Source organism: Streptomyces sp. NPDC032091 (assembly GCF_055580265.1).
Map to the genome: position 1 here is coordinate 1 of NZ_JBVILR010000046.1, position 12,985 is coordinate 12,985.

Genomic DNA, 12,985 nt, shown 5'->3' on the forward strand with positions numbered 1-12,985 from the left:
CGATCTGGCACAACCGGGCCACCGGAACACCGATCACACGATCACTGATCGCCTACGACCACTGACCAGGACTTCGGACTTACTCGTCTAGGCCCAGGGGCGGATCGGGCGATGGATCGGGCGACGGACCGGGGGGAGGCGGGTCGTCGCCCGGGCGGCCGCGGGAGGCGGTCAGCAGTCTCCTGTGCTGCTCCCTCGGGAGGGAGGCGGGTACGGCGCCCTGGTAGGTGGTGAGCACGCCGCGGGTGCGCACGACCGTCATGGGCGAGACCTCGTTCATGGGGATGCCCGGGGTCTGCCAGGTGAAGGTGATGCTGTCGTCCCCGGCGTCGATCGCCGGTGCGGGTTTCACCACGACCCCGACGTCCTGGTCCCCGAACATCAGGGTGTAGGCGACGAAGTGGTCGCACAGGGGCAGGGCGTGTTTGAGTTCGTCCATGACCGCCGACGCCTCGTCGAGCGTGTAGCCGGACAGCTCGATGTGGTGGAAGTCCTTGAGGTCGAGCCTTCCCGAGGGGTCCTTCGCCCGTCTCACGTCGGCCGCCACCGCGGCCGTCGGCCGGTGCGTCTCGTGGCGCCACATGAAGTCGACGAACGTCCGGCAGGCGGCGGGGCTTCCCGGTGCGAGCGTGGCGTCGGACCGGCCCTGCTGCCGGGACGGCCCGGGCCGGACGACGTAGCCGGGGAGCTGGCGCTCCGTCGGCAGCGTGGCCCTCAAGGCGCCCTCGGCCAAAGGCGCGGTGCGGAACTCCGCCGGCCCGCCTTCCCGTGCGCAGGACGTCACGGCGGACAGGCACCCGCACAGCGCCGCCACCACCCCCAGATGACGCAGGATCCGATACGTGGAGCCGTTTGCCTCCCTTGGCGTGTACGGGGTAGCCGCTGCGGGATTCCTGGCCCCGGTCACCCGGCCTGGTCCTCCTCGTCGAGGATCGCGTCGAGTTCCACCTCGACCAGCCAGGCGGGGTCGATGAAGCGGGACACCTCCACGAAGGTGGCCGCCGGGCGGATGCCGGCGAAGCGGTCGCCGTGGGCGCGGGCGGCCTCCTCCCAGCGGGTGATGTCGGTCAGCATGATCCGCGTCCGCACCGTGTGCTCCAGGGAGGCGCCCACCTCCTCCAGGGCCCGCTGGGCGATGTCGAGGCAGCGCACCGTCTGGGCGTGGACGTCGCCCGGGCCGACGGTGGAGCCGTCGTCGCCGAGGGGCGCCGTGGCCGCGACGGCCACGTGCCGTCCCACGCGCACCGCCCGCGAGAAGCCGATCCGGGGTTCCAGCGGGGAGCCCGAGCTGACGGTTCGTCGTATGTCTGCCATGGCGCCATGGTGCTACGGGAGGGCCGCGGGAGGTGTTCGCCCCCGGCGAACGCCAGTTGGGGAACATCGCCGGGCGCAGAAGCATTGAGTCGGCATAGCTCAACTTCACTGCCGGAGGGAAGATCATGGCTTCGACGTCCGTAACGCTCACCCTGCCCGTGCTGCCGCTCGACGACGAGGTCGTGCTGCCCGGGATGGTCGTCCCGCTGGACCTGTCCGACGCCGAGGTGCGCGCCGCCGTCGAGGCCGCGCAGGCGGCGCGGGGCAGCGGGAAGCCCCGGGTGCTGCTCGTGCCGCGGGTCGACGGGAAGTACGCCGGGATCGGTGTGCTGGGGACCGTCGAACAGGTCGGGCGGCTCTCCGACGGCGATCCCGGGGCGCTGATCCGCGGGCGCGGCCGCGTCCGGATCGGCGCCGGGACCACCGGGCCCGGGGCGGCGCTCTGGGTCGAGGGGGAGACCGTGGAGGAGCAGGTGCCCGACCCGCTGCCCGGGGCGGTCGCCGAGCTCGTCAAGGAGTACAAGGCCCTCGCCACCAGCTGGCTCAAGAAGCGCGGCGCCTGGCAGGTCGTGGACCGGGTGCAGCAGATCGAGGGCGTGTCGGCGCTGGCCGACAACTCCGGGTACTCGCCGTTCCTGACCGTGGCGCAGAAGGTCGAACTGCTGGAGACCGTCGACCCGGTCGCCCGCCTGCGGATCGCCGTCAAGGCGCTCAGCGACCACCTCGCCGAGCAGGACGTCGCCGAGTCCATCGCCAAGGACGTCCAGGACGGCGTCGAGAAGCAGCAGCGGGAGTTCCTGCTGCGCCGCCAGCTGGAGGCCGTCCGCAAGGAGCTGCGCGAGCTCGGCGGGGAGAAGGAGGGTGAGGAGTCCGACGACTACCGGGCCCGCGTCGAGGCCGCCGACCTGCCCGAGAAGGTCCGTGAGGCCGCCCTCAAGGAGGTCGACAAGCTGGAGCGCTCCAGCGACCAGAGCCCCGAGGGCTCCTGGATCCGCACCTGGCTGGACACCGTGCTGGAGCTGCCCTGGAACGAGCGCAGCGAGGACCGGTACGACGTCCAGGGCGCGCGGGCCGTCCTGGACGCCGAGCACGCCGGGCTGAACGACGTGAAGGACCGCATCACCGAGTACCTCGCGGTGCGCAAGCGGCGCGGTGAGCGCGGCATGGGCGTCATCGGCGGGCGGCGCGGCGGCGCGGTGCTCGCGCTGGTCGGGCCTCCCGGCGTCGGCAAGACCTCGCTCGGCGAGTCCGTGGCCCACGCCATGGGCCGCAAGTTCGTCCGCGTCGCCCTCGGCGGCGTACGGGACGAGGCGGAGATCCGCGGCCACCGCCGGACGTACGTCGGCGCCCTGCCGGGCCGGATCGTGCGGGCCATCAAGGAGGCCGGGTCGATGAACCCGGTCGTGCTCCTCGACGAGATCGACAAGGTCGGCTCCGACTTCCGCGGCGACCCGGCGGCGGCCCTGCTGGAGGTCCTGGACCCGGCGCAGAACCACACCTTCCGCGACCACTACCTGGAGGTCGAGCTCGACCTGAGCGACGTGGTCTTCCTGGCCACGGCCAACGTGCTGGAGGCCATCCCCGAGGCCCTGGCCGACCGGATGGAGCTGGTCCGCCTCGACGGGTACACCGAGGACGAGAAGGTCGTCATCGCCCGTGACCACCTGCTGCCCCGCCAGCTGGAGCGCGCCGGGCTGACCGCCGAGGAAGTGGTCCTGGAGGAGGACGCCCTGCGCAAGCTCGCCGGGGAGTACACCCGCGAGGCGGGCGTGCGCACCTTGGAGCGGTCCATCGCGCGGCTGCTGCGCAAGGTCGCCTCGCAGCACGAGCTGGGCGAGCGGGAGTTCCCGTTCTCCATCGGCGCCGGTGAGCTGCGCGGCCTGATCGGCCGCCCGCACCACGTGCCGGAGTCCGCCCAGGATCCGGCGGAGCGGCGCACGGCGGTCCCGGGCGTGGCCACCGGCCTGGCCGTGACGGGCGCCGGCGGCGACGTGCTCTTCGTCGAGGCCTCCCTGGCCGACCCGGAGACGGGCGCCGCCGGGCTGACCCTGACCGGGCAGCTGGGTGACGTGATGAAGGAGTCGGCGCAGATCGCGCTCAGCTTCCTGCGCTCGCACGGCGCCGAGCTGGAGCTCCCCGTCGCCGACCTGAAGGACCGGGGCGTGCACATCCACTTCCCGGCGGGCGCCGTCCCCAAGGACGGGCCGAGCGCGGGCATCACCATGACCACCGCGCTGGCCTCCCTGCTCTCCGGCCGCCAGGTCCGCACGGACGTGGCCATGACCGGCGAGGTCTCGCTGACCGGCCGGGTGCTGCCCATCGGCGGCGTCAAGCAGAAGCTGCTCGCCGCGCACCGGGCCGGCCTGACCACCGTGATCATCCCGAAGAGGAACGAGGCCGACCTGGACGACGTCCCCAGCGAGGTGCTGGAGGGGCTGGAGGTGCACCCGGTGACCGACGTGCGCCAGGTGCTGGAGCTGGCCCTGGCTCCGGCGGTGGTCTCCTTCACCAAGGCCGCCTGACCGGCGGCGCGGCGTCACCGCAGGCCCGGGACCCTCCCTCGGACTCCGTCCGGCGGGGCCCCGGGCCCGCGGCGCACCGCCTGCGAAATACTGGACCCGTACAGGGGTGCCAGGCTCGCACCCCTCCACGGATGGGAGCGGCACGTGCACGGCAGTGAAGACCAGGAGTTCCTCGCGCTGGAGCGGGAGCTGTCCGTCTTCCTGCGGCGGGCCCGGGCCTCCTCGGGCGAGATGGCCCGCGCCCTGCACCCGGAGCTGGAGCCCGCCGCGTACGGGCTGCTCGTCCGGCTGGAGGCCGCCGGCCGTCAGCGGGCCACCGAGCTGGCGGCGTACTTCGGCGTCGGCAAGGCCACCATGAGCCGCCAGCTGCGCGCCCTGGAGCTGCTGGGCCTGGTCGCCCGCGAGCCGGACCCCGCCGACGGCCGCGCCTTCCTCGTCGGCCTGACCGAAGAGGGCCGGGACCGGTTCCTGCGCGTCCGGGGCGCCCGGCGCGAGCAGTACATGCGCAAGCTGGCCGACTGGGACCGCGGCGAGGTCGCCGAGCTGGCCCGGCTGCTCAGACAGCTGAACTCCGGCGAGGAGTAGGACCGCCGGGAAGGCGCGGCCTCAAAGCTCCGCGTACACCGCCGAGGCGTCGTCGTGGCGCTTGTACCGGGCCGGCGGGCGCAGCGGATCGGACTCGATGGCCCGGACCCGCCCGATCAGCCCCCGGGCCCCCTCCGCGCGCAGCACCTCCAGGCAGGCCGCCCAGTCGCCCTGCCCGAACGTGTCCGTCCACCGGCTCGCCCCGTCCGTCAGCGCGGCCAGCGCGCCCACCCGCCCGCGCGGGCTGCGCCCGGTGACCGCCCGGGCCGCCACCGACGGGTCGGCGGCGGCGGTGAAGAAGCCGCCCTCGGCGTTGCGCAGCGCGTCCGTCGCCGCCACCGAGCCGCGCACCCCGTGCGGGATCCGGTCCAGCCGGTCGTCGAGGACGGCCGTGACCCCGCCGTCGGGTGCCCGCAGCAGGAGCACGGAGTCCGAGAGCACGAGGTGCTCCACGCAGGTCTCGTCCCAGCGCGCCATCACCACCGTCGCCTGCGGCGTGCGGACGTGAGAAAGGTCACAGGTGCCCCGGTGTGCGTCGGCCGTGTCCCCGATGGCCCGTGCCAGGATCCGGTCCAGGGGCATGTCCCGCCGCGATCCGGACAGTTCGGTCAATCGGCCACCCAATCGGGTGGCGAACCAGGGCACTCCGTGCGCGCAGCCGTCGTCGCCGCGCGGCGGAGTGACCCCGTCCAGGACGACCACAACACCCCCTCCCGCCGCAGGTGTCGACGCCGACACCCAGTCCTCGTTGGGGCGTTCCGCACTGCCGGGGGCCGAAGCGAGGTCGATGCGCATGCGGACATTCTGCCCACCGGAGCCCTTGGGCGCCGACCAGGTACGTACCAATACCGGAAGGGGTACTGCCGGTAAGTGTGGGCGGGCATATTGCCAAAGCCCGCCTCGATCTTTCAACCGCCCGTCCACGGACGGCCTCTGGCACGCCGTGCCCGAGTTGGTCGGCCACTCCTCCGTGATGTTCACTCCTTCGAGTGGCCGGGTGGGCGATGTGCGGCTCTCCTCCCAACACACTGCGAAGGTCTGAGGCGGTACGAGGGGGCAGGGGGCGTTTACTTGTTGACCGGCCGTTACCTCGGCCACACGAGTAGACGAGCACGACCCCACGTAACAGGATTGCGAGCACCGGTGCAGAAGAAGCGGTCTCGGAAGAACGGCACCGCCAGCGCCGACGGACCCGCCAAGGCAGGACGCCGTGTGCGCGTCCGCAGCAGGCTGGTCGTCGGAGTAGCAGTCGCCGGACTCACCGTCCTCGCGGCCGGCACCCCCGCCGTCGTCTCCGCCACCAGGGAACTGGACGACTCCCAGCGACTCGTCACCCTCGCCGAGCAGACACAGCACGCCCTCACCCTCGTCCACCTCCTCGGCGACGAGCGCGACGCCGTCGTCGAGTACGTGGCCAAGGGCCGGCCCGGCAACGCCAAGGCACCCGTCGACGAGCGCACCGCGCGCACCGACCGCCAGCTCGCCGAACTCCGCCCGGAGGCCGACGAGGACCTCGCCCGCGCCCTCGGCCACATCAAGGCCGCCCGCACCGAGGCCGTCGACGGCAAGGGCACCGCCGTGGCCGCCCAGCAGGCCTACGCCGGCGTCATCACCGAACTCCTCGCGCCCGGCGACCGGCTCGCCGAGCTCACCCCGCCGCGCGCCGAGGCCGCCCTCGCCGTCACCCGTCCCCTGGCCCCCCTGGGCCAGGCCGTGGACCAGGCCTCCGCCACCCGCGGGCTGCTGCTCGCCGCGCTGGCCGTCCCGCGCGCCGAACAGGCCCCGAACAACGCCCTCGCCGACGAGCTCAGCGCCGCCGCGCAGCGCTCCCGCGTCCGCGAACAGGCCGCGCTCGACGACTTCACGCGCGCCGCGCGCCCCGACGTGCGCCAGACCCTCGCCGCCACCGTCACCGGCCCCGAGGTCAAGAGCGCCGAGGACCAGCTCAAGCGGCTCACCGAGCGGCCCACCCTGACCGCCGCCGAACGCAAGGCCACCGACCCCGGCGCCCTCGCCGCCGCGCTGACCGCCCGCCTCGACCGCATGCGCTCCGTCGAGGCCACCCTCGCCGGCCAGCGGGCCACCGCCCTCGCCACCCTGCGCGACGACGACGTGACCCGGATGGAGCTGATGGTCGCCGGACTCGGCGTCCTCTTCCTCTTCGTCATCGGCTTCTCCACCGGCGTCGCCCGCTCCCTGACCCGCCCCCTGTCCGTCCTGCGCCGCGGCGCCGAGCGGCTGGCCACCCCCGAGGGCTCCCAGGAACCGGTCCGCTTCACCGGCCGCAACGACGAGTTCGCCGAGGTCGTCCGCCACCTGAACGCCGTGCGCGAGCAGACCGTCGCCCTCCACACGAAGATCGCCGGCCTCGACGCCGACCGGCGCCGCCTCATCGGCCGCAACGAGGCCCTCGCCGCCAGCCGCGAAGCCCGCGAGAAGGAGCTGGCCTCCACCCGCAAGTCCCTGGAAGCGGAACTGGCGGAACTGCGCGCCGGGCTCGAAGAGCACCGCCGCGTCATGTCGACCACCTCGGTCTCCCTCTCCCTGCGCACCCTCGGCCTCGTCGAGCGCCAGCTCGCCGTCATCGAGGAGCTGGAGTCCAAGGAAGGCGACCCCGACCGGCTCGCCACCCTCTTCAAGCTCGACCACCTCGCCACGGTCATGCGCCGCCACAACGAGAACCTCCTGGTCCTCGCCGGGCAGGAGCACGGCCACGGCCAGAGCCTGCCGGTGCCGCTGGTCGACGTCATGCGCGCCGCCGTCAGCGAGATCGAACGCTACGAGCGCGTCGACCTGACCGCCCTGCCGTCCTACACGCAGGTCGTCGGGCACGCCGCCGACGACATCTCGCACGTCGTCGCCGAGCTCCTGGAGAACGCCACCACCTTCTCCCCGCCGGAAGCCAAGGTGAAGGTCTCCGGACTGATCACCGACGCCGGCGACGTGGTGCTGTCCGTCGTCGACGAGGGCATCGGCGTCACCGGGGACCGGCTCGACTCCCTCAACTCCCGTCTCTCCAGCCCCGAGGCGTACGACGAGGAGCCCGAGGCCGAACACGGCCTGGGCCTCGGCCTGTACGTCGCCGGCCGGCTCGCCGCCCGCCACGGCGTCACCGCCGAGCTGCGCCCCGCCGCCCACGGCGGCACGGAGGCCGTCGTCGTCATCCCGGCCGCGCTGCTGCCGGACGCCCCGCCCGCCTCCCCGGTCCACAGCCTGGGCTCCTCCGGCGCGCCCGCCTACCAGTTGCCCGGCGTGATCGCCGAGGCCAACGAGCACACCCTCCCGCCCCGGCTGCGCCCGCAGCCGGCGGAGACCCCGGTTCCGGCTCCGGACGAGACCGCCAAGGTGGTCACGCTGGCGGAGGCGTTCGAGGCGGAGGCGCCCGAAGCCGAGCCCGCCGACCCCAAGCGCGAAGGCGCCCGGGACGCCGCCGCGGAGGACGCGGACGCGGACCCCGGGTACGAGGGCGCGGACGTGGACCCCGGGTACACGGACGCCGCGCACGAGGGCGCCGGGATAGGCGCCGCCACGGACGGGGCCGGGGAGGCCGGGACCGAGGCGGACGACGCCGACCCCGCCGACCACGACACGTCCGAGGACTTCGGCGCCGCGGACCTGGTGGCCGAGGCCTTCGGGACCGGCGCCTTCACGAAGAAGGCCGCCGACGCCGACGCGGACGCCCGTGACGAGGAGCGGCCCGCCCGGGTCGTCCCCCTCGCCGAGGCCTTCGAGGACGGCCAGCTGCCCCCGGCCGACCAGGTCTTCACGGCCGGCGCCGAGACGCCGGCCGAGGAGACGTCCGGCGAGGAGGCGCCCGCCGCCGGGACGCCGGCCGGCTTCGAGGACGCGGCACCCTCCGCCGACCAGGTCTTCCCGGTGCCCGCCCCCGCGGCGGAGGCGCCGGGCGGGGCCGGTCCCGAGGAGGAACTCCTCGCGCGGGTCGTGGCCGACGCCGACACGGCCGCCTTCGCCGCGGCCGACCCCGCGCAGGGGGACGCCGCCGGGGAACCGGGCACCGCGCCCGGTGGCCCCGTACGCAAGGCAGGACTGCCGCGCCGGGAACGGAACGACACCGACCAGGGCGGGCACCGACGGGCACCCGACGCGAAGGACGGCTTCGTCCCCCGCCAGGGCAGCCACCCCGACCCCGTCGCCGAGGCCGTCACCGCGAAGGGCCTCCCCAAGCGCACCCCGCGCGCCGTGGCCGCCCCCGGCGGCGGCGCCGGACGCCCCGCCGCGGCCCGCCCCGAGCCGCGCCGGGTCGACGCCGAGGAACTGCGCCGCCGTCTCGGCGGTTTCTACCAGGGCGCCCAGGACGGGCGCCGGGTCGTCGCCGCCGAACTGGCGCAGGACCAGCGGCAGACCCCGGGGGGTCCGGGGGCCCAGGAGGCCCACGGACAGGGACACACCGACCAGGGGGACACCGCACAGGAGGCACGCACATGACCGCGCCCAGTACGTACGGACTGAGCAGCCAGGCCCGCAACCTGCAGTGGCTGCTGACCGACCTGGTGGAGGAGGTGCCCGGGGTCAACTCCGTGGCCGTCGTCTCCTCGGACGGTCTGCTGCTGCTCTCCTCCGAGGCCGCCCCGGAATCCGGCAAGGCCGCCCGGCCCAAGGGCCCCCGCGGGGCCTCGGCCGACCTCGCCACCATCGTGTCCGGGCTCGGCAGCCTCACCACCGGCGCCGCCGCCCTGATGGAGTTCGGCTCGGTCAAGCAGACGATGGTGGCGATGGAGAACGGCTCCGTCTTCGTCATGTCGATCAGCGATGGCTCCCTGCTGGGCGTGCACGCCACGCCCGACTGCGACATGGGCGTCGTCGCCTACCACATGGCCCTGTTCGTCGGCCGCGCCGGCCACGTCCTGACCCCCGAAGTCCGCAGCGAGCTGCGCCAGTCGATGGAGAACACCCCGTGAGGAGTCCGGCCTCCGACCGGCTGCCGATACGCGGAGCCGACCGCCGCCCCGCCCGCGTCCGCCCGTACTCCCTGACGGGCGGCCGCACCCGCTTCACCCAGGTGCTGCTGGTGGAGACGTTCGTCGCCACCCTGGACGCCGGACCGGCCAAGACGCCCGACCGGATGCCCGAGATGCGGGCCATCGTCGAGGTCTGCCGGCGGATGCGGACCATCGCCGAGATATCCGCGCTGCTGAAGCTGCCGCTCGGCGTGGTCCGGGTCCTGGTCAGCGACCTCGCCGACCAGGGCCGGATCCGCGTCTACGGCACGGGGCACGGCACCGGCCGCCCCGAACGCGCGCTGCTGGAAAGGGTGCTCGATGGCCTTCGCCGTCTCTGAAGCCGTCCCGGGTCCGGACGCCGCGCTCCTGCCGGACGACGAGCCCGTCCAGCCGTGGCAGTACGACCGCTCGCGCGCGCCCGTCGCCGTCAAGGTGCTCGTCGCGGGCGGCTTCGGCGTCGGCAAGACCACCTTCGTGTCCTCCGTCTCCGAGATCACCCCGCTGCGCACCGAAGCGGTGATGACCCAGGCCAGCGTCCCCACCGACGACCTGACCGGGACCCCGGACAAGAGCACGACCACCGTCGCCATGGACTTCGGCCGCATCACCCTCGCCGACGACCTCGTGCTGTACGTGTACGGGACCCCGGGCCAGGAGCGGTTCTGGTTCATGTGGGACGACCTGGTGCGCGGTGCGATCGGCGGCCTGGTGCTCGCCGACACGCGCCGGCTGCGCGACTGCTTCCCCGCCCTCGACTACTTCGAGAGCTGCGGGCTGCCGTACGCCGTCGCCGTCAACCACTTCGAGGGCTCCAAGCCGTACGAGCCGGAGGACGTCCGGGAGGCGCTCACGATCCCGCCGGACGTTCCCGTCGTGATCATGGACGCCCGGCGCCGGGCCACCGTCGTCGAGTCCCTGCTGACCCTGGTGGGCCACGCGCTGGACGCCACCCCCGCGTAGCCGGCCCGGCCCGCCGTGCCCGAAGTACCCCCGTACCGCCCGTACTGCTCAGATTGAGAACGTGAGATGCGCAGGATACTTGTCGTGGGGGCCGGGCAGTCCGGCCTCCAGCTCGCCCTCGGCCTCCAGGCGAAGGGCTACGAGGTCACCCTCATGTCCAACCGGACGGCGGACGAGATCCGCACCGGCCGGGTCATGTCCACGCAGTGCATGTTCGACTCCGCCCTCCGGCACGAGCGCGACCTCCAGCTGAACTTCTGGGAGCGCCAGGCCCCCAGGATCGAAGGCCTCGGCGTCTCCGTCGCCGCCCCCGACGGCGGCCGCGCCATCGACTGGCTCGGCCGGCTCAAGGGCTACGCGCAGTCCGTGGACCAGCGCGTCAAGATGGCCGGCTGGCTCGACGTGTTCGTGCAGCGCGGCGGACAGCTGGTCATCCACGGGGCGTCCGTCGCCGACCTCGACTACTTCTCGCGCGCCTACGAGCTGGTCCTGGTCGCCGCCGGCAAGGGCGAACTCGTCTCCATGTTCGGGCGGGACGCGGCACGCTCCCCGTACGACAGCCCCCAGCGCGCGCTGGCCGTCGCCTACGTGCACGGGCTCGCCCCGCGCCCCGAGCACCCGGACACCGACGCCGTGCGGTGCAACCTCGTGCCCGGCGTGGGCGAGCTGTTCGTCATGCCGACGCTGACGACGTCGGGGCGGGCGGACATCCTGTTCTGGGAAGGCCTGCCGGGCGGCCCGCTGGACGTCTTCCGGGGCGTCAACGACCCGGGCGAGCACCTGGAGCTCACCCTGGAGCTCATGGAGAAGTACGTCCCGTGGGAGTACGCCCGCGCCACGAAGGTCGAACTCACCGACTCCGGCGCCACCCTGGCCGGCCGCTACGCGCCCGTGGTCCGCAAGCCCGTCGGGCGGCTGCCGGGCGGCGGGCTGGTGCTGGGCGTCGCGGACGTGGTCGTCGCCAACGACCCCATCACCGGGCAGGGTTCGAACGCCGCGGCGAAGTGCGCGGCCTCGTACCTCTCGTCGATCCTCATGCACGGCGACAAGCCGTTCGACGAGGCGTGGATGAAGGCGACCTTCGACAAGTACTGGTTCACGACGGGCAAGCCTGTCACCCAGTGGAGCAACGCCATGCTGGGCGTGCCGCCGGAGCACGTGCTGAACCTGATCGGGGCGGCCGGGCAGTACCAGCGGGTGGCGGATCGATTCGCCAACGGCTTCGACAACCCGGCCGACTTCGACGCCTACTTCTACGACGCGCAGGACACGGAGGACTACCTGGCGGAGGTCACGGAGGCCGCGGAGGCGGCCGGGACCTCCTCCGCGTCGTAGCCGGCGTCGTCCCCCGTCGTCGCGGCCTCCGGCAGCGGCGGCTGCGTGAAGCGCGCCAGCGGTGCCCCGTCCGGGTCGGGGCGGACCGCGCCCAGGAGCGGGTTGGCCGCGATCGGTGAGACCTTGACCTTCGCCCCCGGGCGGGGGGCCTGGATCACCTTGCCGTCGCCGATGTAGAGGGCCACGTGGGTGGCCTTCGGGAAGTAGACCACCAGGTCCCCGGGGCGCAGCCGGTCCAGCGGGATCCGGGGCAGCTGCGCCCACTGCTCCTGGCTGGTGCGGGGGATGGACCGCCCGGCGTGCTCCCAGGCCTGCGAGGTCAGCCCGGAGCAGTCGAACGAGGCCGGCCCCTCGGCGCCCCACACGTACGGCTTGCCGATCTGGGCCGTCGCGTAGCGCAGGGCGGCGTCGCCCTGGGCGGTGGGCGGGGTCGTACGGGCGGGCAGCCGGCCCGAGTCGAGCAGCTGCCGCTGCGCCCCGGCGGTGACGGCCGCCTCCCGCGCGCCGAGCCCGGCGAGCTCGGCGGGGGTGAGGGAGGCGAGGAGCCGCTCGACCTCCTTGAGCCGGCCGGTGACCTGCCGCTGGGCGTCCCTCTGCCGTGCGGCGAGGCCCTGCTGCGCGTCGAGGGCCTTGCGCGCGGCGTCGGCGAGCGTACCCGCCTGCCGCTGGTCCCGCTCCAGCCGCGCCACCACCCCGGCCCGCCGGGCGCCCTCGCGCGCGGCGAGGCGACGCTGGTCGAGGGCCTGCTGGGGGTCACCGGAGAGCAGCATCCTCAGGTACGGGGAGAGGCCGCCGCCCTGGGCGCCCTGGTACTGCTCCCGGGCCAGCCGCCCGGCGGTGGCCCGCTCGTAGTCCAGGGCGGAGCGCGCCTTGCCGAGGGCGGAGCTGAGCCGCTCCTCCTCCGCCTGGCGGGCCTTGAGGGCGACCTCGGCGGTGTTGTAGGCCTCGGCGGCCTCCTCGGCCTGCTGGTACAGGCCCTGCAGCCGCGTGAGCAACTCCCCGACGGGCTCGGCCCGGGCGGGGGTCGGGGGCGGCGCGGTGACGAGGAGAACGGCGGCGGCGAGGCAGCTGATACCGCATCCGAGTAGTCGGTTTGTCATGTAATCACCTCCGCTGGCTGATGTTGCCACGGGGGCGCACGGGGGCCGCCGAGGCGGCACGGAGGGGGAGCGGGGGTCACCCGGGTGGGGGCGGGTGAGGCGGGGTTGGGGGTGGGCGGGACCCGAGCGGGGCGGTCTCAGGGAGGGGTTGGGGCTTTCCCGTCAGTCTCATCGTCCTTCCGTGTCGGGCCGGCCTGTCAAGGGCGCT

The 12,985-nt window shown here is 74.0% G+C and carries 11 protein-coding genes; 7 read left to right on the top strand and 4 right to left on the bottom strand.

Annotation, left to right across the window (positions count from 1 at the left end; genetic code table 11):
- Positions 1 to 79 precede the first annotated feature (79 nt).
- Positions 80 to 718 (bottom strand): hypothetical protein, encoded by a 639-nt coding sequence (locus ACZ5NJ_RS37455; RefSeq protein WP_468771231.1) that lies wholly within the window; start codon positions 716 to 718, stop codon positions 80 to 82.
- A 185-nt stretch (positions 719 to 903) separates the two neighbouring features.
- Entirely contained in the window at positions 904 to 1,314 is a 411-nt protein-coding gene (locus tag ACZ5NJ_RS37460; RefSeq protein ID WP_468771232.1) for a RidA family protein, read from the bottom strand.
- A gap of 125 nt (positions 1,315 to 1,439) precedes the next feature.
- Here ACZ5NJ_RS37460 and lon point away from each other — a divergent pair, with 125 nt between their 5' ends.
- Both lon and ACZ5NJ_RS37470 read left to right on the top strand, forming a co-directional pair.
- Complete coding sequence (lon, locus tag ACZ5NJ_RS37465) at positions 1,440 to 3,836, top strand: endopeptidase La (RefSeq protein WP_468771233.1); 2,397 nt, start codon at positions 1,440 to 1,442, stop codon at positions 3,834 to 3,836.
- A gap of 144 nt (positions 3,837 to 3,980) precedes the next feature.
- The gene (locus ACZ5NJ_RS37470; RefSeq protein ID WP_468771234.1) at positions 3,981 to 4,421 is read left to right on the top strand and encodes a MarR family winged helix-turn-helix transcriptional regulator; all 441 of its coding nucleotides are present in this window, start codon (positions 3,981 to 3,983) and stop codon (positions 4,419 to 4,421) included.
- Between the two features lie 21 nt (positions 4,422 to 4,442).
- On the opposite strand, the gene ACZ5NJ_RS37475 is transcribed toward ACZ5NJ_RS37470, so the two are convergent.
- Positions 4,443 to 5,216, bottom strand: a complete 774-nt coding sequence (locus ACZ5NJ_RS37475; RefSeq protein WP_468771236.1) for a hypothetical protein — start codon at positions 5,214 to 5,216, stop codon at positions 4,443 to 4,445.
- A gap of 348 nt (positions 5,217 to 5,564) precedes the next feature.
- On the opposite strand from ACZ5NJ_RS37475, the gene ACZ5NJ_RS37480 reads away from it, so the two are divergent.
- From ACZ5NJ_RS37480 to ACZ5NJ_RS37500, 5 genes are all read left to right on the top strand, one after another.
- Positions 5,565 to 8,867, top strand: a complete 3,303-nt coding sequence (locus ACZ5NJ_RS37480; protein WP_468771238.1) for a sensor histidine kinase — start codon at positions 5,565 to 5,567, stop codon at positions 8,865 to 8,867.
- Positions 8,864 to 9,340 (top strand): roadblock/LC7 domain-containing protein, encoded by a 477-nt coding sequence (locus ACZ5NJ_RS37485; RefSeq protein WP_045950060.1) that lies wholly within the window; start codon positions 8,864 to 8,866, stop codon positions 9,338 to 9,340. Before ACZ5NJ_RS37480 ends, ACZ5NJ_RS37485 begins: the two co-directional genes overlap by 4 nt.
- Complete coding sequence (locus tag ACZ5NJ_RS37490; protein ID WP_042811570.1) at positions 9,337 to 9,720, top strand: DUF742 domain-containing protein; 384 nt, start codon at positions 9,337 to 9,339, stop codon at positions 9,718 to 9,720. The genes ACZ5NJ_RS37485 and ACZ5NJ_RS37490 overlap by 4 nt, the downstream gene beginning before the upstream one ends.
- The gene (locus tag ACZ5NJ_RS37495; RefSeq protein WP_468771240.1) at positions 9,701 to 10,342 is read left to right on the top strand and encodes a GTP-binding protein; all 642 of its coding nucleotides are present in this window, start codon (positions 9,701 to 9,703) and stop codon (positions 10,340 to 10,342) included. The genes ACZ5NJ_RS37490 and ACZ5NJ_RS37495 overlap by 20 nt, the downstream gene beginning before the upstream one ends.
- Before the next feature lie 66 nt (positions 10,343 to 10,408).
- Positions 10,409 to 11,677: a styrene monooxygenase/indole monooxygenase family protein gene (locus ACZ5NJ_RS37500; RefSeq protein WP_468771242.1), complete on the top strand. Its 1,269-nt coding sequence runs from the start codon at positions 10,409 to 10,411 to the stop codon at positions 11,675 to 11,677.
- On the opposite strand, the gene ACZ5NJ_RS37505 is transcribed toward ACZ5NJ_RS37500, so the two are convergent.
- On the bottom strand, positions 11,620 to 12,777 hold the full coding sequence (locus ACZ5NJ_RS37505; RefSeq protein ID WP_468771244.1) for a C40 family peptidase: 1,158 nt from the start codon (positions 12,775 to 12,777) through the stop codon (positions 11,620 to 11,622). The genes ACZ5NJ_RS37500 and ACZ5NJ_RS37505 overlap by 58 nt on opposite strands.
- Between the last annotated feature and the right edge of the window lie 208 nt (positions 12,778 to 12,985).